The 23,695-nt window shown below is 57.9% G+C and carries 12 protein-coding genes; 6 read left to right on the top strand and 6 right to left on the bottom strand.

Annotated elements, in window-relative coordinates; translation table 11 throughout:
- Nucleotide 1 precedes the first annotated feature (1 nt).
- The 4 genes from RT551_RS00600 to RT551_RS00615 all read left to right on the top strand — a co-directional run bounded on the left by RT551_RS00600 (nt 2) and on the right by RT551_RS00615 (nt 9,188).
- Nucleotides 2–658, top strand: a complete 657-nt coding sequence (locus tag RT551_RS00600; protein ID WP_017354467.1) for a DUF4194 domain-containing protein — start codon at nt 2–4, stop codon at nt 656–658.
- Entirely contained in the window at nt 645–4,064 is a 3,420-nt protein-coding gene (locus RT551_RS00605; protein ID WP_313455016.1) for an SbcC/MukB-like Walker B domain-containing protein, read from the top strand. Before RT551_RS00600 ends, RT551_RS00605 begins: the two co-directional genes overlap by 14 nt.
- Nucleotides 4,061–5,272 (top strand): Wadjet anti-phage system protein JetD domain-containing protein, encoded by a 1,212-nt coding sequence (locus tag RT551_RS00610; protein ID WP_017354465.1) that lies wholly within the window; start codon nt 4,061–4,063, stop codon nt 5,270–5,272. Before RT551_RS00605 ends, RT551_RS00610 begins: the two co-directional genes overlap by 4 nt.
- A gap of 91 nt (nt 5,273–5,363) precedes the next feature.
- Complete coding sequence (locus tag RT551_RS00615) at nt 5,364–9,188, top strand: hypothetical protein (RefSeq protein WP_051008550.1); 3,825 nt, start codon at nt 5,364–5,366, stop codon at nt 9,186–9,188.
- A gap of 804 nt (nt 9,189–9,992) precedes the next feature.
- Here RT551_RS00615 and RT551_RS00620 read toward each other — a convergent pair.
- From RT551_RS00620 to RT551_RS00630, 3 genes are all read right to left on the bottom strand, one after another.
- On the bottom strand, nt 9,993–16,199 hold the full coding sequence (locus RT551_RS00620) for an ATP-binding protein (protein ID WP_197656301.1): 6,207 nt from the start codon (nt 16,197–16,199) through the stop codon (nt 9,993–9,995).
- Nucleotides 16,200–16,364: 165 nt separating this feature from the next.
- On the bottom strand, nt 16,365–16,604 hold the full coding sequence (locus RT551_RS00625; RefSeq protein ID WP_146027648.1) for a hypothetical protein: 240 nt from the start codon (nt 16,602–16,604) through the stop codon (nt 16,365–16,367).
- A 189-nt stretch (nt 16,605–16,793) separates the two neighbouring features.
- The gene (locus RT551_RS00630; protein ID WP_017354461.1) at nt 16,794–17,930 is read right to left on the bottom strand and encodes a site-specific integrase; all 1,137 of its coding nucleotides are present in this window, start codon (nt 17,928–17,930) and stop codon (nt 16,794–16,796) included.
- A 123-nt stretch (nt 17,931–18,053) separates the two neighbouring features.
- On the opposite strand from RT551_RS00630, the gene RT551_RS00635 reads away from it, so the two are divergent.
- Entirely contained in the window at nt 18,054–18,338 is a 285-nt protein-coding gene (locus tag RT551_RS00635) for a hypothetical protein (RefSeq protein WP_017354460.1), read from the top strand.
- Between the two features lie 2,725 nt (nt 18,339–21,063).
- Here the strand turns inward: RT551_RS00635 and RT551_RS00640 are convergent.
- Nucleotides 21,064–21,561 (bottom strand): hypothetical protein, encoded by a 498-nt coding sequence (locus tag RT551_RS00640; protein WP_012480183.1) that lies wholly within the window; start codon nt 21,559–21,561, stop codon nt 21,064–21,066.
- A 163-nt stretch (nt 21,562–21,724) separates the two neighbouring features.
- Nucleotides 21,725–22,138 (bottom strand): isochorismatase family cysteine hydrolase, encoded by a 414-nt coding sequence (locus RT551_RS00645; protein ID WP_049886008.1) that lies wholly within the window; start codon nt 22,136–22,138, stop codon nt 21,725–21,727.
- Between the two features lie 140 nt (nt 22,139–22,278).
- Here RT551_RS00645 and RT551_RS00650 point away from each other — a divergent pair, with 140 nt between their 5' ends.
- Complete coding sequence (locus RT551_RS00650; RefSeq protein ID WP_139103661.1) at nt 22,279–22,749, top strand: hypothetical protein; 471 nt, start codon at nt 22,279–22,281, stop codon at nt 22,747–22,749.
- Nucleotides 22,750–23,185: 436 nt separating this feature from the next.
- On the opposite strand, the gene RT551_RS00655 is transcribed toward RT551_RS00650, so the two are convergent.
- A complete protein-coding gene (locus RT551_RS00655; RefSeq protein WP_044570111.1) occupies nt 23,186–23,446 on the bottom strand; it encodes a hypothetical protein in 261 nt (86 codons plus the stop codon).
- Nucleotides 23,447–23,695 lie beyond the last annotated feature (249 nt).

The following is a 23,695-nucleotide window of genomic DNA, read 5'->3' on the forward strand; positions in this document are numbered from 1 at the left end:
CATGGCACGCCACTGGGAAAAGGCGCTTAGCCGCGACACTATGTACGAAGAGCAGGACTACGAGCAGGCGGCCTATCGGCTAGTAACCCATCAGGTCTTGTCCGCCTCTGACCGGGCGACCCGGAAGGATTACGGCATTGTCAGCCGAAATATCAATGACTTTGAGCAGGCAGTTCGTCCCCTTGGCATCGAGCTGTTGCACGACACCAACTACCAGTACATCGTGGCGCGGCCCGTGCACGTACTGACCCAACAGCGAGCCAGCAAGGACGAAACCCTGCTGCTGTTGGTGCTCGCCGGCGTTCATCATCGCGTCCGTTTCGAGGGGCGCGAAGAGCCAAATGGCGAAACTTTCGTCGATTTGCCTGACTTGCAAGAGCACTACGAGAAGGAAACGGGCAGGGACTTTCCCTCGCCTGGGGACTTCCGCTCTTTGATGACCAAGTTCAAGCGCTGGGGGATTGCTGCCTTTGAGGACAAGGACGATGTACGGAATCAGCTCGCGAAGGTTCGCATCCATCCCGCGATCGGAGATCTGCTGCGGAAGGAATACTTGAGCCATCTGGAATCCTTCCGTAAGGAAGTGGCAGGTGAGGGGGATGCGGCTACTTTCGACGCAATGAATGAAGTCACGGAGGATGGCGATGTATCTGCTTGAGAAATTTCACTTGGTACAGTTTTTCCTATTCCGTGCCGAAACCCTGAGCTTTAGCCCTGCAACAGGCATTGTGGCGCCTAACGGATCTGGAAAATCTGCGATTCTGGATGCGATGCAGATCGTCTTGTACGGAGGGGATCAGAATCAAATCGATCTCAATGCGCAGTCAGGGGGGGTATCAGGCACTCGAGGGCGTTCAGTGCGCGAATACTGCCTCGGCTACTATCGCGGTGACGAGCATATTCGTGAGAATGCGACGTCCTATTTGACCATGGTGTTTCGCGACACTGAGGGCGAATTGCCGCCGGTTTCGGTTGGCCTGGCCCTGGGCGCGTCAGTGGGCGACCCAAAGCTGCACGTCTACGGGCGCTATGTGGTCCAAGGGGTTGCGCTCGCGTTAGATGATCATCTTGAAGCGAACGCCGAGGCGGAACTTTTGCCGTTGGCCTGGGGAACGTTCAATAAGCTGATGGAGGACGCAGTCAGTCGCGTGAATGGTAGGCTCGCAGTGCCTCCGTCGGCGGAGAAGCAGGTTGAAGCAATGTTGTTCGCCTTGCGCCCCAAAGGAGGGGGCAGCATCGACCCGAGAGCTTTTCGGCGAGCGATGAAGAATGCGCTTAATCTGCAGAAAGTTCCTGACACCAGCAGCTTTGTTCGAAATTACATTTTCGATGCCTATCCTATCGAGCTCAAGAACTTCCGCTCCCAGCTCGACAATCTGCGCTCGCTTCAAGCCAAGGTTCTGGAAACACTGGACAGGCTTGAGAACGTCAAAAGCTTGATCGCAGCCGGTCATAAGGCTACTCAGACTCGGATGCACGCAGCGACCTATAGGGCGCTGTTGGATGACTATGAGCGTGAACAACACATGGATGCTGTTGATGCGGCACAAACTACGCTGCATGAAGCGCGGGACAGGCATCAGGCAGCGCAGAATGCAGTCGACAGCGCCAAGGCGGAGCATGATCGACTCAACGGCGTGTACATCGAACTAGAGCTTCAATCAGCAGCAGATCCGGCGATCAGTGCCGCCCGTGACCTGGCCAGCGAACGAGAGAGATCACTTAGACCTATCAAAACCAACGTGGCCCAGGCCATTCGCGAGGTGGTGGCGGGCTTCGAGAAGGCCAACCGCGTGAAACCCGATCTCGGAGGCTGGCAGCATCTGGCGATGCCGTGGGTTGAGCTTCTTGATGCGGTTTCCAGTACATCCGTATCCGATGCGCTTGTGCTTGACGTTTCGCAGGCCTCGGCAGCATTGCGCGAGTCCAGCATGCGGGTTGCTCCGATCATCCAGTCGGCACGGCGTCAGCTAGACCATGACGAGCAGAGGCTGTCCAAGCTTGGAAATGAACTTAGGATCGCTAACGAGCAGATCAAACGCATCCAGGAAGGCAAAGCGGAACTCCCGCCGGCCGTCCAAGCAGTTGTGAACATACTTGGAGACAAAGGACTTCTGTGCACGCCCGTCTGCGATTTGGTTACAGTCACAGATGCCGACTGGGCACCCGTAATCGAGGGATTCCTTGGTCGTTCGCGCACTGCCCTGGTTGTCCGTAGCGGCAAGTTTGAGAATGCCTTGTCCGTTTTCAACAAGATTCCGTGGGATACAAAGCCGGATTCAGTACTGTTGGTGAACCCGGTGAAGTCGAAGGCGGATATGGGTGTGGTTCCGCCAATGGGTCTCGCGCACCTGATCGCGGGTGACAATCAAGTGGCGGTGGACTATATCCGTCTTCGACTCGGCCGGCTGGAGCGATTGGAGCGCGTCACCACGGATAGCCCAGAGGGCTTCACCCGTACTGGCGAGCAGGCTGGACGTGCTGATTTCGGCCGTCGACGCCCCTTGTCTGCAACGGAACTGGTGTTGGGACGCCAAGATGCGAGCCATCGCCTGGCGGTGCTTCGGCAGCAGCGCAGCACTTTGGGGCAGAACGCAGCCGAATGCGAGCAGGAGGCGAACCGGTCGCGCCAGTTGGTTGAAGCCCTTGAGAAGTTGGTGGGACTTGAAGGACGTATCCAGGACATTGAAAGATGGCTGAACTCGCACATTCAGGAGCAATCCGCGCTTGATGCAAAGGCGGCGATGCAAGAGATCGCAAGCGCACCTGATCTCCTTGCTCGTCAGCTGCTCATCACAGAGGCAAGGCGAGCTGCCCTGGCAGCACAGTCGAAGCTGGAAGAAAGCAGCAGAGACGTCGGAACTCATGGTGAGGCTTTCCGGCAAGCACAGAGACGGCTAGACGAGCTTGCGGATAGAACCAACGGAATCTGCTCAAAGGCGGCTCTCAGTCGCCGCAATGAATACGTGGGTGATGAGTGGTTCGAAACAAAACGCGATGAGTTTGATGGTTCCGGCCTATCGCTGCATACGATTGTGGCGAAGATTAGTGACGCTACGGTTAGAAGTGGCAATCAGCTGTCTTCCCAGGTGCAGGCCTTGGCAAGTGACATGTCTACATACGCAAACCAATTCGATCCGCAGATGGATATCGCGGTGGGCGACTTGGGTGCCATGTGCGAGACGATGGCTCAGGAGAAGCAACGGCTAGAGGAATCCGAGCTCCATCACTACCAAGTGCTTTCCGCGGAAGCTGCAGAAGCGGCAGAGCAAACGTTCAAGGTGCAGATCGCCGCCCGCCTGAGCGACCACTTCGCCAGCATGCGCAGCACGCTCAATGAGCTGAACAGTACGATGGAGCGCTTGCCGCCATTCTCGAACAACGAGAAGTATCACTTCGTCACCAATCTCAATAAAGATCATGAGTCGCTGTACAAATTCATACTGAAGGTGGCTGGTGCGGGACCGGAGGGGGATATCTTCTCTGGACAGGTGGATGCTCCTCCTGAGTTCAGGGCGATGCTTGAGGGAAAGGATGCAGAGGCCAACAGGCTTCTGGAGGACTATCGCAATTTCTTCAACTTCGAGATTGACGTTCGCAGCAATGGTGTGACGGTGACCGACTTCTCAAAGCGCATGGACAAGGGTTCCGGGGGCGAGCACCGCGCGCCTCTTTTCATCGTTGCTGCAGCGTCGATGGCGCGCGCATTGGGAAAGTTGCGCGGTGATCAAGGCGGCATGTCGCTGATAATTTTCGATGAGTTGGGTGACAAGATTGACTCAGTGAATACCCGTGCCGTCTTTGAGTACCTGAAGGCATTGGGCCTTCAGCCCATCGTCGCGGCACCGGACGATGCCTTGGGTAAGATCAACGAATCGGTGGATACCTACATCGAGATGTACCGTGACGACGATCTTATCTCCATCAAACACGTACGCATTGATGACGATGGTCATGTAATTCTGGATTCCGATAACTGGCGCAAGCATCCCGAGCTTTTCGAGGAGGAGCTCAAGCGTGTTGAAGCAAGTCGAATGCCCCATGGGGAAGGGGTCGTTGCATGACTATAGCCCGGGCCTTCCTTACGTCAATTTTCAATCGCTCCCAGAATGCAGTGAGTCGTGGCAAGGATGAGCGAATAGCTCTCAGGCTGACGGAGTCATCATGCCCAGAGTTCTTCAGCCTGCGCAGCATCGAGGATGCAAGAGCGTTTCGTTCCGAACTTGAACTGGCTGAGCGCTCTGGAGCCATCGAAATCAAGGCCAAGGTGATGGTGCAGCCGCCTCTAGATGTTGCGGGCGTTGCCGTACTGAACCTCGCAAAGCTGGCGAACTTCTTGGGCGCACGACTTCGTCGTGATTCCGTATCAGAGGCCCGTTCCATGCTGGACACTCACACCGGCCTTTTCCCCGTACTGACCGAGGTCATTGAGCGCTGGTCGCTGGGCCATAAGGTTCGCGGGCAAGAGGCTACCGATGCTTCTGTAGCGCAAATACTGGATGCAATCAGACTCATTTCAGCAAGGCGAGGTGTCGTCAGGGACGAACTGTTGCGCCGGGTTTCGGCCATGATGTTTGGTGACAGCAAGCGAGTGGAGGGCATCGTGAAATGGATCGATTTGCTTTGGTTCAACTCTATTGCACCATCTGGACTTGATAGTAGCGAGGTCTTCTCGGCCATAGGCCTGCACAAGGAACCATTGCCCGTACTGATCTCAGGTCCGCTTACGGTTGTTACGTCGACTACGGTGGTGGGAGTGGTTCATCCATATCTCGGCTTCGCTCCTGCCCACATCACTGGATTCGTGCCGAATCCAGCCGTGTTGAGTTGGCGTGTTCTCACCATAGAGAATCGACAGACATTCCATGAGTTTGCTGAAGCTGCATCTGATCAAGTCGGCCTCGTGCTGCTCTATACCGGTGGTATGCCGTCCCCATCCTGGAGACAGGTCTACATGCTGATCTTGAAATCACTTCCTTGCCAGACAACTCAGGCGTTTCATTTCGGCGACTTGGATGAGGGGGGGATGAGAATTGGCGCCGTCATCGCAGGATCTGCCGCCGAGGCGGGGTTCACCCTGAAGCCGTGGTTGATGGATCCCAGGGAGCTCATTGGTCTCGGTTACGCTCTCAAGCCAACGGCTGAATCGGTGTCTAGCGCAATATCTCGAACTTGTCGATCCATCGGGTGGAATGACTTGGCCATTCATGTGGAAACGCATCCGGGGACGCTGGAGCAGGAGGTTCTCCTTCCACAGTTTCCAGGCTCCTAGAATTCTGGGCAGTCTGACCTAGGCGACAAATTGCTTTGCGCCGTCTTTAATGCCTTGATGCGCGTGCCCCGATCATTGCGGGAAGGGAATCATGAGATTTTTTGAACTTGATGCTGTAGATATCACAGCGCTCAGTGCTGGCGATCTGCGTGAATTGGTTGCCCGTCTTTGCGAAGCGGAGGTAATCCAGCAGGGGCGTCGGCCGAAGAGCGTTATGTGGGGAGGTGCGCAGGAGGCACCTGATGGCGGTTTGGATGTCCGTATTGAGGCTATGGACTTGCCGTCCAACGACGGCTTTGTTCCTCGTGGGATCTGCGGTTTCCAGGTCAAGAAGCATGCTATGGGTGCGGCGGCATGCAGGGACGAGATGTTGGAGGGTGGCACCCCAAAGCTCGTACTTGCAGATCTTGCCGATCGAAATGGTGCCTACATTATCGTTAGTGGCAAGGACGATTGTTCAGACAGCATGTTGGCGAGTCGAGTGCGGGCGATGGAGGCGGTCGCGGAGACCCTTCCTGGAAAAGCGTCTCTGCGCGTTGACTTTTATGGTCGAGATCGATTGGCGACTTGGCTACGGCGGCATCCAAGCGTTGCGCTGTGGGTTCGTGCGCGCCTCGGCCGCCCCTTGTCCGGCTGGAGGCCTTTCGGGAGGTGGGCAGCTACTCCCCCAGCCCAGAACGACGCATTCCTTGTTGATGACCACCCCTGCGTGATTGACGCGAACTCGAGCGCAAAGACTCCTATGCCTGTTTCTGAGGGTATACATCTAGCTCGAGAACGGTTGCGCCGCCGCGGTAGTGCGGTGCGCATCACCGGCCTCTCCGGAGTGGGGAAGACGCGATTCGCGCAGGCCCTGTTTGAGGCGAACGTTGGTGAGGAGGCCTTGTCACCAGCTAGCGCAATCTACGCCGACCTGGGTGAGAACTTGACACCGACGGCATCCGAGCTAGTTTCATACATCGTTGCTAACGATCATGCGGTTCAATTGGTGCTGGACAACTGCCCGCCAGACGTGCATCGGCAGTTGCAGAAGCAGGTCTCCGCAAGTAGCGCGATGCTCAGCCTTCTGACAATCGAGTACGACATCTCGGACGATCGTCCTGAGGAAACCGAAGTGATCCACCTCGAGCCGTGCAGCGAGGAGACGGTCTCGATGCTGATCCAGCGGCGGCACCCAGACATCGGGAAGTTGAACGCGGGCAAAATCGCCGAATTTTCCGGCGGCAATTCGCGCATCGCGATCGCGCTGGCCAGCCGGGTAGATGCAGATGAGACGTTGACAAACTTCTCCGACGAGGACCTTTTCCATAGGTTGTTCAGTCAACGAAAAGGAGCGTCCAATGAACTTCTGGAATGCGCTGAAGCGCTATCGCTCGTCTATTCCTTCAATGTCTCCTCGTCCGAGTTCAATGATGAGCTTGGCGTCCTAAGTGCCATCGTTGGCCTCGATCGTCGTGGTCTGCATCGGGCTCAGGCTGAGTTGATGCGTCGTCAGCTCGCGCAGAGTCGTGGTGAGTGGAGAGCAGTTCTTCCTCATGCACTTGCCAATCGTTTGGCGAAGCGTGCGCTGGAGAACATCCCTGTCGATGCAATCAATGCCGAGCTGCTAAAGCCAGAGAACCTCCGACTTTTCGTCTCATGTGCGCATCGACTGGGATACCTGCACGATTTCGAGCCTGCGGTTCGGATGGCAAATAGTTGGGTGAGCCCCGGCGGACCGCTGCATGATATTGGATCGTGTAACGAAGGCACGCTGTCTGCATTGCTATACATAGCGCCGGTATTCCCGGAGACCGTGCTGCAGCTGATCGAGAACGCCGCAACCAAGCCAGGCTTTGCCTCGCGCGAGAACCGAAACTTCAGGTTGTTCGTGCGCCTGCTGCACCAGCTAGCTTACGACGACGATAAGTTTGATCGTGCTGCGACGGTCATGCTGAAGTTCTCCGAGGGCGAGAAGTCAGGTGAGAACAGGGACAGCATAGTTGGACAGATGCGGCATCTGTTCTCGTTGCACCTGTCAGGTACGCTGGCGCGACCAGAACGGCGGTGTGCGTTTGTCAGCAAGCTACTCGAGTCGGGCACCGAGAGGCATCGCGAGATCGCAGCCGAGCTGTTCCATGCTGCGTTCGAAGCGACGCACTGGACGTCTTTCTCTGCGTTCGACTTCGGTGCACGTAGACGTGATGCTGGCTGGCAGCCGCGAACGCGTGCCGAAGAGCTCGAGTGGTATATCGGCTTCTTGAACTTGCTGCGACCGGTGCTGACATGTGATGACTTGACTCTTCGCGACTGGGCGCGCTCACTTCTGGCAGGTCATTTCCGGGAACTATGGACGTTTGCGGGCTGTTTTGATGATCTCGAGGAGATAGTCAGAAGTCATGCTTCGAAAGGGGAATGGCCGCAGATGTGGGTCTCGGTAAAGAAGACGCTTGGCTTCGATGGCGACTCAGCTCATCCTGATCTACTGGCTCGGCTGGAGTCACTTTCGCGCGTTGCGGCACCATCCGACCTCTATTCTGAGATCGAGGCCTATGTGCTGTCCAATACTTGGGATCACATCGAGAGTAGGGGGGGGCAAGTAGCCTTCAGTGACGAGATGATCAAAGAGAAGGTCATCTCTCTTGGTGAGATGGCCGCAGCAGAGCTAGGTTGCTTAGAGCGATTGGGTCCAGGGCTTTGGTCGGGCGAGTTCGATGCACTGCATCCTTTCGGCATTGGGCTGGCGCAAGGCAGCGTCGACCTAATTGCCACTTATGAGCGTCTTTTGAGCCTGGTGCAACTGCAGGCGCCTGCGAAGCTCAATCCACAGGTGCTTCAAGGCTATATCAGCGCTGCAAACGATATCGACCCCCGCTTGGCCATGGTGATGTTGGAGCGGGTGCTAGATCATCCCTTGTTGCGGACCTTCTTCATCTACCTGCTCAGCGCCATCAAGATTGGCCCATGGGGGTTCAATATGCTGATTGAGTTGGCTCGAGGGGAAGAGTTCGAAGCGTGGCGGTTTGGACAGCTTGCCTATGGCCGCATGCACGAGTCCCTTACCGACAGCGAGCTCGCGGAACTGTTCACCATATTGAACCAGCGCCATGATGGCTTCTACACCACGCTTAGTGTGCTAGAAATGCGATTCTTCGCGGGGAGGGGCGGAAACTACGTGCCGAGTGAAGATCTCCTTTCGACAGGGCGCGACGCCATTCGCGCTCTACTCGGGGGGAAGCGCGGACAGACTGAATTGAATCGCATCCGAGGGACCAAGCGGATCGCCCAGCAGTGCCTATCTGAGTCTGCTCCAGAACAGGAAGTCGAGGAGATCGTGAGGTTGCTTTGCGAAGGGTTGGATGATCTTAGAATTCGCAGCTCTGATTTCGAAGTCCTCATGACAACGCTATTCCGCAACTTCCCGGAGATTGTCCTTGGAGAGATCTTCACGGGCGACGATAGGGAGCGTCGTTTGATTGATCGCGTTTTCAAGTGTCGTTTCGGAGGTGCTTCGCCGTCACTCAATAGTATGCCGGTGGATCGGTTGATTACCTGGTGTCGAGGTGATCAAGATCGGATCGTGGGTGTTGCCGCAGCGACCTGCGCCTACTCAACTGTAGAGGCAACCGATATACCACTAGAACATCCCAAACGCGTTGTCCTCAGTGCGTCCATCAAAGGCTTGCTGGAAGCCGCAGTGGACAAGCAATGCATCGTCGATGTGATGTTTGCCGGAATCCAGCCCATGAGTTGGTCTAGCTCGTTGGCTGACATCATAGAAATTCGGGCCAAAGCTTTTGCTGAGCTGCTGGAGCATCCATTGGCCGAAGTTAGGAATCTTGTGGCGGAGAGGCTTGAACGGATCGAGCTCACAGTGCGAAGAGAGCGACAGAGGGAGGCGGAAGATCACAGTCGACGGGAACAGCGCTTTGAATGATGCGTATGGGTGAGATGGAGCCGGCTAGTCATCTTGGTGTTGCGCCCCGCATAGATACTCGGTCCTGTTGGCTCATTGTGAATTCGATGTACATAGATGAAAGGACCCTGTGCACACTGATTGGTTCTACGCGGGCACAATCAGCTGTGGCCGAACAGCAACAGGGCGGCAACTCAGGCGGGACTGTCACTCAAGCAGCTTGGGACCCAGTAAGTCCTTGGTAGCAGGTCGCCGAAGAACCGCCGGATGAACGCTGTTCTTCGGCGTATCCCTGTGGTGACAGACGGCGCTTTGCGTGGTCCAGCCGATATGGGGCCAGCTGGCATCGCCAGGTGAGCCGCTCCAGGTTGTGACGCCTAACATGGCCCAGTCGGATCTGCTGGGCCGTGGGCGTATGCAGGCCGGCTACCTCAACGGGCAGCGGGGCAGCGTGGGTGCAGGCTGCGCTCAAAGATCTAGGAGAGATCTGGACCAATGGTGTCACTTCGACTAGCGCCAAGATTCGACTCTGCCTCTTTTCCAGGCTCCGCGCGAATCCTGGGAGTGACCGGCTAGAAGATATTGAAGTCTCTCCCGATTTATCCGATGCGCCCAGGAAGGATGGGCTTTAGGTTCAGCCTTGGCTCCAACAGCGATGGACCGAAGCAGGCTCAAGGCCAAACATGGATTCGGGGTGTCTATCGTGGTAGGGCAATGGCTGCTTCCGACGCATAGCGGTCGTTCCAGTTCTTACGCCAGAAGGGCTGCGTCAGCGATAACAGCCTGTAGTTTAGCGTCTAGGATCGAAGCGGAGTATGGATGGCCTTAGACCGAGTATCCGCCCTTCGCCGTTCTTAGGAGAGTTTGCCCGCAATTACTCGGCTGCTCTATATGCCTGCTTGCGAACACATTAACGGCTAAGGACTCTTTCCCATAAGCGGCGGTGAGTTGTTCCAGGCCAGCCGGCGTCACAACGAGGTAGCAACCCTCGCCCCACAGAGAATCCGCATCGATTCCAACCGGGCCAGCGTCACGCCACCAGTGAAGCTCTGCGACCACCGTTCCGCTCGCATCGAAGAATACGCTCGGTGTCTCGTCATGAGCGCGCCAGCGAAGCCCCTCAACCCAGTTTGGGCATAATGCAAACGGATTGGCCGCTGTGTCAAAGCCCATGTCCACGGAGCAGACAACTCGCCTTACCAGCGTTGGTGCCAGATCATTGTCGAGTGGGACGTACTGGCCTAGCCAAACAGCGATGGGCAGCTTGGCGTAACAATCGTCGAACTCTTCACTATCAGTCTCTGCCCAAGGTGCTCTAAAGCGGTAGAAGCGGTGCTCTGACAGTCGTGCCTTGTGGATATGGAAGCGAGACACCTCGGCCACGACTTGGCCGTCGCAGTGCGCCAGGAAAGGGGCAACATCGCCGTCAACCTCGTCAATCCACTTCTGCTCTCGCTCGGACCAACCGGCACTTCGGTCAATCAGCGGCCTTCGAATCCACTCGGGACGAACTCGCGGGAGCATCAATGGCCGAGGCGGAAGCGGGTAGCCCAATCTCTCCAACAGCATCGGACTGTCCCGGCTCTCCAACTTGCCGGCCAGGCGCAGCTCCCCTGCGACGTGGCGAAGGGCAGCAATGGCGATGTAGGCGTGTGGCTTCATGTAAGTGATCTGCATATCAAGGACACGAAGCTGAGCCTCAAGCTCTTTGACACCAGAGGGCCCGAAGGCCTCAAGTCCACCCCAATCCTGGATGAACATCGCCGCGCGACGGCGAACTGTCATCTCCTCGATGTCTGCCGCCTTTGCAATGTGACGTGCCGTCGAGCGCAACATACGAGTCCAGCCAAGCGGCGATTCGACGCGCATTGCACCAGTTCTCTCGTCCGTGAATGCCTGGTCGCTCTCTGGCAGGTCACTGAATTCGAGGAGATAGAAGAGCGGCAGTGGCGTCGCGTCAAAAGAGACAGCCAGCCCCCACCGATGCGACAAGAGCGTGGCTGACTCGGCTACTGCAATGTCACGGTGACTGACCATTGCAGCTACGGCGCGGCCCAATACGGGCTCGAGGTTCGCGCTGTCGGCAGCGAGCAGCGTTCCGAGTGCCTGCAAGGGGGCGTCCAAGTCACCGTCCATAAGTCGCCGGATAAGGGATGTGAACAAAGATTGACCCTGTCCGACTTGCCTTGCCAAGCTCAGGGCGCAATTGCGCGCGTGCCGCTGAACCTCTGCAATGGGAAGTCGATAGGCAAAGTGCAGCAACTCCTCCAAAAGGTCCGTGTCGCTGAGTGGTAGCTCGCTCGACTGGAAGGGTCGCCCCAACTGGAACTCGCGAGTGCAGGTCATCTGCTCCTCAATCAGCGACCAGATAGCCGGCCAATCTGGCGTCAAGCTGATGACCGGCAGTATCGAATCCAGCTCTGTGAGCAGTGCCTGGGTATTCTCCTGGCCCGTTGTCACTGAATCGACTATGTTCTCGAAGGCCGCAGGGCATGTGGATGATCCGTGCAGAAGCTTCTTCGCCTTAAAGTAGAAGAACTTGCCGCCACCCATCCCTTGGCTCCAGGAACTCCAGGGGTCGTTGCTTGTCTCGTAGCCTTGCATAAGCTTCTTGGCGTAATCGACCTCATCGGCTGCAGCAAACCGCTTCACCATCAGGAAACGGCAGCGTGCGTTGTCCTGCAATACCTGCCAGCGCTCAAAGACCCTTCGCGCCAGATGAATCGGAGCTGTGTCTGCCAGCTCTTCGAAACGGTCCGGGGCGTTGTGGTTCAGCTCGTCGCTATCTGCTTCAAACGCGAGTTCAAGATCCGCGAGAGTAGCTTCCGAGGCGTACTTGTTAGACGTATACGAGTGTCGAGGCTCCGGCGCTTCTGGCGTCCACCGGGCGATGGCGGCTTCGAGCTCAGGCGACGAGAATCCATGCTTTCCGGAAGCCTTGTGAATGCGCTGGAGCAGCGTGATTCTCTCGTGCGCTCTGCTGGCTACCTCGACCGCCCCAAGCAGCATCAGAGCGAGCGGTTCAATCTGGTCAGGGCCGGCTGCGTCCGCGGAGGCGTCGATGAAGTCACCAACATGGGACGGATCCCGGTAGTGCGGTTCCATATAGAATGGCAGGCAGAGACCGCACCAGACGGTCGCGCATGCCAAGACGAGTTCAGGGTTTCGCCTGACCATCCCCGTCATGAGCAGGTCGACACGATTCGGCCAGCCGATTAGATGCCAATCCGCCAGTGTCTTTGACACCTCGAAGCCGAAGCGAGGTCCAACCTGCATCGCTTCCTTAATCAGTGCCATGGTAAGGCGACGCGCGGCCGACGACCCTTCCGTTTTGGTCATGCCACCGACCTGACGCATCAGGTCTGAGACCCGCTTGACACGGTTTTCCGGGTCAGCCGCGTTCGCGAGAGCTAGAGTGTTTCGCCAGATCGCGTACTGCGGGTCTTTCTTGGGAGCCAAGGCATAGCCAAGGCATTGCTCAGGAACCGTCGCCAGCAACTGATTCGCCCGCTCTAACTCCCCGACCGCAGCCAACCCGATGGCTAGATTCGCTAGCCCGTCGATCTGCTCGCTTGGTGTACTTTCTTTAAGCTCCGCCACGAGGGCATTAAGCCGATCCGCCGCCGCCGCACGATCACCGTCAACGCGATATGCATCGACAGCCAATCTGCGTCGCAGGTAAGCAGTTCCCTTCGACGCCGATGAAGCGATGGCTGAGTCAACCTCCCGAAGTACCGCGCGATACTCAGTCTCACCGCGCTCGGCGCCGAGCCTCAGCAGCGCTTGCACGAGCGTGGGGATCGCTTTCAAAGACTGCTGGATACGGTATGACTCGCTGCCGCCTTCTGATGCGAGACGTAGGACATACCCAAGGGACGTGCGGGCTATGCCTTGGATGCCGCCTGCCGATAAGGACCCGTTGACGCCGGCAGCGCGAGCTAGAAGCACACCTATCGTCGAAGCGTGCTGTTGGAGTGGATGAAGGAAGGTGTGCTTCGACGGTGTCACGCTTGGCAGTGGCCTCTTGAGCAGCGTGCAAAGCCTCGCGTGATGCATCACTGCGCCGACCAGATTGCCCAGCCCAGCCAGGTCCGTCTTGTCGTCGCACATGGAGATCATCGGTGCGACCAGCTTGTCGAACAGGGCCTCGGCTAGGTCACGACGGCCAGCTTCGAATGCGATCAGCGCCATCCGTTGACGGTAGCCGTTTGGTACCTCCCCGAACCGGGGAAGAGCGACGGCACTATCAAACAGCGCAAGCGCTTGCCCAACGTCGCCACGTCGACTGGCCGCAAGCCCTGCGTGAACCATCACCGACGGCTTATCTTCGTTGGCTACTCCGAGCTTGCTACATAGTTCTTGAGGATCGGAGCCAACCTTCTGACCTAGCATCGCCTTTGCGGCTTCCCTCCTAAGATGCAGCCGCAGCGCTACGGCAGATTGCGGATCCACCGTTTCCGGCTCCCTTAGACCCTCTGCGGCGAGATGATCAATCGCTATCTGGATCTGCTCGGTGTCTCGGAAGTGGACGGCGCGCATTGCCCATCTTTCGAATTCCTTGATGTTGTGCTGGTGCCCGTAGTTTCTGAACTTGGGCGTATGGAGCTGCGATAGTGGTTCGAGGCTTTCAAACAGCTCCTTCGCGCGGTCGAAGTCGCCTCGCGCTAGTAGGGCGTCGACGACCTCGTAGCCCTGGCTGGGGAAGTCCTGCACGAGGGAGACAGCTGCTTCAATGTTCCCCACCGCCAGCATAGCCAGCGGGAGTTGGTTGGCGTACTCAAGGGCTGATTTGCGCCGATCCACTTCGTCACGACACAGCAGCAGTCGTGTAAAGGCGGTCGCGTCGTGCGTTTCACGCACTGCCAGCAGGGCGAGGCGGATGTCGGCGTGAATCTCGGCGATAGAACGCCCGTCAGCCAGCTGCTGCCTGAAGCGAGCGGGCATCGCCAATGCCAGTACATCGGCACCGTCGCCGGCACGCGCGCGGTAGCGCAGCTCAAGCCAGTACTGTGCCGATTCAGGTGGCGCGCTCTTCGCCAACTGGGCAAGGTTGCGGTATACGCGCTGCGAGTATTCAGCGTCGACGCTCCCGAGGCGGGTTCGCGGTTGAGCGATGACGAACAGCCTAAAGCTGTTGTGGAAGACGCTCCATCCCCGGGATGAACTGCGGAGCAGGTGCTGCGCAATGACCAGGGCGCGTTCAATCGAGGACTCCTTGACCATCGTGGCCAGCAGTCGCAGGTCCATGGGTGCCTCAGCCCGAGCGATGAAGCCCAGCACATCCATGGCATCGACATCGTTTGCGATCTCGCGCCAAGCAGCTGAATATACAGTCTCAATATCGCCGTCGAACGGCATCCCGCCGCTAAGAAGGTGCTTGCGACCAGCTTCGTCAGCGTGCAGCAGTGCCTGAATCAAGTAGCGCGTTGCCAGCGGGTGGCCATGCGTGAGATTGCTGAGATCCAATCTTGGAATCTCGGCAGGCAAGCCTAGCGCATCCGCCATCCAGGTGAGTTCCTCGCGACCGAGAGGCCCCATGAGAACCTGTCGCTCGCTCTTCTCCGCTTGCGCTCTTACGGCGGGCTTCAGATTAGCGAGATCCAACCGTTGCGTGCCGAGCACGAACACGACCCCATTTGGGATTGCCGCGGGAAGAGGCAGCTCTCCCAGAAACGAATTGGTCGGCCGTTCTTCGCGTGGCACATGGTCTAGCCCGTCGACAACGATGATTGTACGGATCCCTTCGCGAGTGAAGCGCTCACCAGCCTGCCGTAGCAGGACGCCGAACTGTTCGCGGCGCTCAGATAGCGAGTCATCGCGAAGACGAAGCCCAACTAAACCGCTGTTCCGCAGCTGCGTACCTACGTCGGTCAGGAAGTTGTCGGCCTCCCCACGACCCACGCCTTGAGCCGCGCCCGGCACGTACGCTAAGTAACGAACGAGCCGGACACTTGCTTCAGTGGCCAGCGCAACCTGCAGGAGAGTGGATTTTCCGGAGCCAGGTGGTCCTATGAGTGAGACGTAGCCGTGATTGGAGGCATGAAGCGCTGCTAGTAGCTTGACCTCAGTGTCCCGATTGCGCTGGACATAGGCGCCGACCGGGAACCGATGGATGAGCAAAGTCTTGGCGGGATCGCGCCATCCAAGCTCATGAAGCAGCTCGTCACGCGTCCACCTGTCCTTGTCGCGTTCATCGGCGACTAGCTTGGGCAGCACGCTGGCAATCTCGCATGCCTGTCTCGCCTGCTCCGCATTCAGCTTGTGCGACTGGATGAAGTTCGCTGCAGCTCCGCACACCACGCGCAGGGCATGCATGAACTGTTCGAAGTCGTCATCATTTAAGCCGGCTTCGCGGCGCAGGTGGTCGATCAGTCGGCTCCATCCTCGCGCGGACCAATCCGACAGCGACCGATTTGGATGCTGTTGGAACTCCTCGAGAAATGCAGCGCTGTGCCGTAGCCTGCCGTCGCCTGGCTTGTCGGTAACCGATGGAAAGTCGTTGACGACCAAGTGAATCTCGACGCGACTTCCTGGGTTGTCCTTGGACAGGCACTGCCAAGCTTGAACTAGGGGCTTCAAGAGACCATTGGCACCAGTAAACAGCGTCTCAACAGTGAAAGTGCCTGGGAACTTGGACGTCTTGAACTGGTGACCGACCACCAATCCATCGAATCCTAGTACCAGGTCGTCCGCAATGCCCGCGTTGCGGTCAGCGACGCCAATCCAAAGCAGCTCGTCGCGCTCAAGCGCGGCATAGATGGCAGCGCCCGCGCGCTCGTACTGGCCGACGTATCCACGAAGCGCTCGGCGTTCGCCCTCCGCCGGTGCCGTTGCGGGAGCTGTAGCAGCGGATGGCTGCGAATTTTTGGGCGCTTTCGAGGCCATAAATATGGATTGGGTAGTGGGTGCGAACCTGAGAAAAGGGAGCCGCTCCAGCATAACCCGGGGGCGTCGAGCACCAGCGGGTATGCCGTCGCCGCATCGAGCGGCATTGTGAATCGAAGTATATCCGTCGTCGATCACATCGGTCACTCGCACGGACGCGAGAACGGCTGTTCAGCCCATGGCTGACATTTGTCCGTAGGAGCTGATCGGACGCATGTGGCCGCAGGCGGACATCAACGGAACAAAGGGGGGGGCAGGGGGAATTATCGGGGGTGAAGCATGGCAGCTGTCGGCCCGAAACGGAGGCTCGACTTACACCTTCCAGACTTTGCTAATCACGGGCACATCAGCTTTATCGAGTCTAGGGAGATAGGCAATCAGTTTGTAGCCGCCAGGTCGAAAGTGGTCGAGACGAAGCTCCGCTTCTGCTTGCAATCTGGTGCCGTCCGGACCTTCGACCATGACCGCATAAACGGGATTCTTCTTGCCATGCGAGAGCGGCAAATCGGACGGCAGGGTCGAGTGGCCATTGCCTTTCGCACCGCCAAGCATCGCAGGATCTTTGGTGTAGCCGCGCGCGATTTACTGGAGACGGCCGACTCAAGCATCGGGCACAGATCACCCGATCTCCGTGACGTGAGGGCCGACTGCGACGGGAGATCATCAGAGACCGACAGTGATAGATCGCAGCGAAGCCGCGACGATCAAAGGATACTTCTACTAGTTTGACCGCACGATTGCCTAGGACTCAGCGCTCGTCGTGTCTCCATACCGCCCTATGGGGCGCTCGGCACTTGACCTTGCGGCAGCTTCCAGCATTCGAGCCGCCGGATTCGTTTCGGCCGCACCGGCCTGATAGTAGCCGATGACACTGACCACCGATCGGTGATCGGTCATTGCCATAATGGCTGGCAGGGCAATTCCTTGCCTAGCACCTTCCGTTACGAAACCCGATCGTAGGCTGTGACCGCCAAAGCTCCCCACCAATCCGGCAGCGCGGGCGCGATTCTGGATGATGGTGGCCACCGACTTGGGTGACAAGCCGGCCCCAACTTTCCCGCGTGTCAATTGGCGGAAGAGGGCACCCTCCTGCAGTCCAGCCGCTTCGATCCAGGTGCGAAGCGCTTCGGCCGGTGGACCTAACAAGGGCTTGTCCGGCGAGCCGCCTGCTTTGACGCCCTCCTGAAGCGTTTTGCCGACGTCCAGGTGGTAGAGGTAGCCGCCGTCGATCGGCGCAAGCTTGCTCAAGACGGCATGGGCCGTCTCGCTCCGACGGCGCCCACCACTGGCGAAGGCGAAGTAGAGCAGGGCACGATCACGTTTCCCAACAAGATCGTCCTCACAGGTCGCAATCATCGCCATCAATTCGGTCGCAGTGATCGCCGTCTTCTTGCTCGGCCGCTCGCCGCGCTTATGTGCGGCGCGACGGCCCTTGGCCAGCAGCTGCCGAACCTCGCTGCTTTCGCAGGGATTGGCCAGCTTGAGCAATTGATGGGCGCTGGAGAGCACCGCAACGCGGTGGACGATGGTCGACAGCTTGAGCGGTCCTTGGCGCTGCTTGAATTTGCCTTCCACCAAAAGCGCATCCAGTGTCGGCGGCAGCTCCCAGGTCAGGGCATCGCCTGAGCGCCGGGCCAGATGATCGATGATGAACTGGATCACGCAAGACGCGTCGACCGGCATGGCGATGACCGCTCCGTAGCGGCCTTGGTACCAGGCCGCCCAGTAGCGCAAGGCGGTGGCGTAACTGCGCGTGGTGTTGGCCGAGGCCGCTTCGGCGAAGACTTCGCGCACCGCGTCCGCCGAGGACTGCGAGAGCTGCGCCACAGTCGGATTGGCAGGAGCCGCGGTGGTCAGAGCTGGAAGAAGGTCGCTCATAAGTGGTTGAAAGTAGGGATTAAAAATAGCCTGAGTTCCGATAAATATATCTTATCGGAACCGTATATGTCGCACTTACTAAGATCACGGAGACACGTTCGGTGTCAGTCTCGAAGGATCGAAATGGCCGTCTATGTTGTCACCTGGAATTTGAACCGAGAAGCCAACTACGACGCAAAGAGGACTGCGTTCCTCAAGCACCTGGAGCGCTACCAGAACGTAGCAGATCCTGATCTGGAGTCGGTCCGCTGGGTGTCCGGGGATATGAGCGCTCACGATCTATCTGCCGATCTTCAACAGAAGCTCGATAAGAATGACGGGATTTTTGTATCCCAGCTTGTCCGTGGCGAGTACCAAGGCTACCTCAGCAAGGCGACATGGGAATGGATCAGTCAGCGCCTTGACTGACACCGCCGAAGTCCAAGGGGTTCTGACGTGGTTGGGGCTCGGGGACCGCGACACCGGAGCCAGCAAGTGAATTGTTCGCTTGGACTCTTCAAAATTGGAGGGTCCAAGCCGCTGAGCTAGCTCAGAAATGAAGCCGACGGTCATAGCCGTCTCCCAAATTAGATGCTCTCGAAAGCGCGTGGCTGCAACGCCTTGGCAACATCATTGGAGATGCAACAGATTCGCGACGCACCATTGGTGATGCACCAAGATCACAGCGAGTCATTGGGACTGCACGTAGCTCAGCGCATCAATTGCTACAAGTTGCCGCGCAAGCTGCCCCAAATTCGCAGCGCTCAACAGATCCCGAATGGGTGGCAACAGGTCAGTGCAAAGGGTGGTGGTTGGCAGAGGTGTCGTGAGGAGCCTGGGTTGTGAGGCCATGGCGGGCATCTTGGTAATAACATAATATACATTATGCGAAATACGAGATTGGGGCGTTACCGGCACAGAAGCCAGTTCTGAGCTTTCGTTCCCTTGCTTGATGTGTGGATGGATTGACGAAGCAGGTAAATCTGTTACCAAGCGCCATGTAAATCTGTTACTTGTTCGGCAATGACTGCTTGTGGCCTGATAAGGCGCTATAGATTGGCCATCTATTAAGGGTCAGTCGTCTGCGTCGTTCCCGGCGTCATATCCCACAAGCTTGCTCTCAGCGTCTCCAGGTCGGCTGCTCGTTGGTCAAGCTCGCGTTCCCTGGCGACCAGCTTCTCTAAAAGGTTGCCGGATCTTTCAAGCACATATCGAAAGAGCTCACCAATGTCTTGGTGAGGATCCGTCTTCAGCTGGGCCGTCATTGCCTCTAGACAAGATGCCACCTCACAGGCGCTCTCCTTCGCCATCAAGCTGGCGGGACCCGCTGAGGCTCTAAGAGACATCGCGGCACGCCCAAATTCTCGGAACCAGGAGTCAATGCCCCGGGATAGAGTTGGCCCAGAGCCCTTCCCGCCAAGCGCCCGCCTGACGTTAGCTTGGGTCGGCGGTAAGCCATCTCTCAAAAGCTGCTCGACAGCCAAATAGACGTCTTCGTTGCTGATAGGTCTAGCCACGATCACACCGTAAGACCGCACTTGAGCCTTGATTCTGCGCCTTTGCTTCTGATCTGCAAGTGTCATTGCGCATTCAGAAGTTCAAGTGTGGGCGGATGGCCCTCCCCGCCCGGCTTGACGCCAGCCTTACGGCCTGAAGAGTTCCCGTCGTTGATGCAGCCATCCCGCCCGCACTTTGCAGCCATAGCGCCCGCACGCCTGATCGGTCGATAGCAATTTTGATCGCCCAGAAAGCGGAAAAATGCGTCAGAATTCGCGCTGGGCTTGTAGACGCAGAGGCGAAGTAAGGCCCGCAGTAGCGCGTGCCGGTGGCTTGCTGCCGCATTCTCCCGCGAGGTATCCAATGAATTTCCTGGAAACGTTGTCCACCTTCCAACAGATGACTCTGTTCGCCGCAATCATCATTGTGTGGGCGGTAGCGATGACCGTGGGCGCTGTCATTGTTGCGCATCGACAGAACTTACGATTTCAGGGGCGCAAACGTCAGAAACGCCGGTTCTCTAATGGGCGCAATTATTGACACTTCGCCCAATCGTGCCTGCGCCTGGTGCGGCAGGAGCATGTGACTACGAGCAATGCAGCCATATCGCCCGCAGTAGTCGCTCATCCCAAATGATGGTGATTCATGGACATCTTGAACTCACTGACACTGTTCCAGCAAATGTCGATAGTTGCATTCATTTTTCTTGCCATTATCGCGTCTACGACAGCGACCGCGCTTTGGATCGCGTACCGTCACAATAGGAAATTTGACGAGATAGCGAGGCGTCGCCGGGCTCTGCGGACAACTCCAAGTAGCGTTCGTCGGGTGTGGGATCCTTCCGGTCTGCGGGCCACTTGGCAACTAGACCATGCCAAGCAATTGCCGGAGGAAACACCTGCATCTGCTGCAGCCCGGGCTGCCCTGTCAGCGAGTTGGCTGGATGCCACCGCGTTTGCGGATCTGCTGAGATTGCATGACCGCAATGGTCAGGCACTTTCCCGGCTGATGGCATCTGGCAGAGTTATCGGAGTCTGGCTCCCAGAGAAGGGAGCGTTTTTCTATCCAGCATGGCAGTTGACGCCTTCTAATGAGCCAGCACCAGTGCTTACTGAACTGCTTTCGCTTCTTCGCGGTCCATATGGAGTGGCAGAAGGCGGGCGGACATCGGGCTGGGAAGAGGTCGAGTGGTTGATGGCACCAGATTCACTACTGGGCGGTCGTTCGCCATCGACGATGCTGGCCACCAGCCCAGACCTTGTTCTTGACGTCGCCAGACAGCACTTCTCGTCTTGGAGTGCTAGCGCACGTTGGTAAGGTTCACGCTCGAAGCGTCCTAGCCCGCATCTGCGGGCCGAAGGATTCTCTCGGTATCTCGACCCGCCTCCCCCGCGTGGGCGATGTGATTGGGGTGAGTCATCCGCACACTGGTCGGATGAATGCCTTGAAGCCTGGGCCGGCAGCAGATTGCTGCTGCCGGATAAGAGCGGTGTGGGAAGTCGATTCTTCCCGGGATGCAGTTAGGACGAACTCAGGCGTTCGGGATGCAGTGCCGTGTCGCCTACCACCGACGAATGAAGCTGTGCTGTTGCGTGCTGCGAATGCAGCCATCGTGCCCGCACACTTCAGATATGTTGCGTCCGCAGCTGCCCTACCCTCATGTACCAGGAGCATCTCCGGGCTGGTTGAGCGAATCGCAATGCCTGGTGGCGGGCAACTCAATTGCGGCTGCTCGAGGTTGATTGCGGGAGCCCTTCAGCTTTGCGAGTTCGATTGCCGTCGAGAATGCGAACAATGTTGCACACATGACGATCAGGTACTGAGCAACACGCCAGGCCTTTTGCCATGCTGATAGGCCGCTCAAGTCGAGCCGATTCCGAAAGTAGACGACTACGCCGCATACCCCCATCCACACGCCGAGCGTAATGCACGTGATCGCGCCGGCCGCGCGAGTCAACGAACCGAGTTCGCTCGCGGCGACCACGTAAGATGCCGTGCACATGCCCGTTCCAAGCGACAGCACCTTCAGTAGTTCGATCTGATCCTTGAAGTTTGCGAAGGCCCGCTCGTTCCGCATTGCTGCATCTTGTGGCGCCCTCGGTTGTTCCGAATTCTGCTTGCTTGCTGCTGGTCCGATCGCCTTCTCTTTGGCCATGAGTGCATCTGCCTCTGATGGTTGAACAGTCACGTATCGGCGGGTGCGTCGTTGACTTGAGGCGGAACTCAACGCGATGGCTAACGTTTAATCCCGGAACGGTCCACGTCGTTGCCCTCGGATGTGATGCATCCCCCGGAGGGCATGCATCGCGACAGGGCAACTAGCGTTTCTGCGGGATCCTTGCCAGGATCTCTTCGGTCGAGTAGATCGCATGAGCATAGGTCGGGCCATTGACCGCGATCGCGTTGTGTTGCGCTTCCAGCGAGTACGCTGCCATTGCATCGGAGACCAGGGTGACATTGAACCCCTGCTCCGCACCGTACTTGCCTGTGGTTTCAATACACGTATTGGCAATCATCCCGATCAGGATGATGTTGCTCAAACCTCGCTGATTGAGTTGCATCGCCAGATCAGTGTTTGCGAACCCGCTCTGGTAGAAATGCTCGCTGACGACCAGATCACCTTCTTGCGGACCAAAGTACGGGTGGAATGTGCCGCCCCATGACCCCTTCGCAAAGAGCTGTTTGTCATTCGCCCTGATCTGGGAGTGAGTCGGGCTCTTCCACTGCCCCATCGTTCTACGCGCCAGCATGATCCGGCCAGACTCGCGACCGTTCGGTCGCCCCTCCCCTACCCCTTTTCGAGGTGGACCACGTGCGCATTGCTCCGCTACTGGATCGTCGCTGCCGCTAGCCGCTGGTTGTGGCGAACATCATGATGCTGTTGGCCATCACCTTGCATGATGCGGATCACATCCGCCAAGCTGCAAACTGGTGCTACACGATTACCGCGACGTTGTGGATCATCAACATCGCGGTCTATCTTCCAAGCCTGGCTGCATTGGCGCTAAGTCTCCGCCATCACCGCTTCGCGCCCCTCGCGACTTCAACCAGTGCACTGCTGATCGCCTTCCTGTTTGCGAAGGTGCACCTCTGGAAGCCGACATTCAACGCCTGGGGCATCTGGAACAAGACCTTCTTTGCGCTTGGGGCGGACTGGATCTCCTGGTCCGTGCTGACGCTGTTGGTCCTTGTTGGCGTGGGTGTGGCGATGACGGGCATGGGCAATGGGGCTGAGCAGTGCGGAGCGCCGGACTCACTGAAGTGGCGGCGCTGCGCTGGATCCAATGCAGCCATCGGTCCCGCAGGATTTAGCCATCTTGCCCGCAATGGCGTTCCAAGGTGACGTGTACTGACTGTTCTGCCCGTATCCTGGTCTGCGGCATTGGATGAGGTACCTGGCAGCGCTGTCGCTGTTTCAGCAGTGCTGTTTCATTCTGGCTGTCGTCGTATTCTCCAAGGGGGCAATTCCGGTAGGTTGCCCGCACAGCCCCGCTGAATTGCCTGCATCCGGCGCCCTGCCATCATCCGTGCTGCCTTTTGCACTTTCCCGACTCACCGAGTCTCTGCCCATAGTTCCGTGCGTTACGCCGCCCTCCTCGGTCTTGCAATGAGTACGCTATGCCCTGCTGGCGCGATGAGGTGAGCGGGCAGGCACAACAGGAGGGTTGATGAGCGAGCCAGGAATCGCGGTCCTGGCCGATTCTTTCGCTGATTATGGCTGGGCGGGTTCGCTACCGCAGGCACGGCTCTCGAATGCTCGTGCATTCGGGAGCTGGCCATTAACGACGCAACGAGGTCAGCGTCCAGCGGTAGTCATCGCGGAGCTGCTCGGCCAACGGCGCGTCCATGATCTGGCTGTACGCAAGAACGCGCCAGTCCTGCTCGACCTCGTGCTCGGCCCGCATGCGCGCCGCCCACGCCCGGTCCGGCACCACTACCCCTGCGCACGACTGATCGAAGTGCAGCTGCTCCGTCTGCAGGCGCCATTCGCGCTCCCAGGTAAAATCGATCGGCGGATCACGGTCCGGCTCATAGGTCATGTGTCGCCAGGCGTGGCTGGCAGGGAGGTCGTGAAATTCGGCGGCCGGCTGATAGATCACCGGGCGTGCGCCCTGTTCGAAAAGCCAACGTGAGGGTTGGCAGGGAATCGTTACGAACACGGCCAGATCTTCGCTAACCGATTGATGGATCGGTGAATTCTACCCTCGGCCGCCCTTGCAGGGTCGGACTGACGGGCCAACTAAGGCTGTACCTCTGCGCCAATTGAGTTTTTGCTTTTCTCTGTTCAA

The sequence above is a fragment of the Stenotrophomonas sp. genome (assembly GCF_032103445.1).
GTDB lineage: Bacteria > Pseudomonadota > Gammaproteobacteria > Xanthomonadales > Xanthomonadaceae > Stenotrophomonas.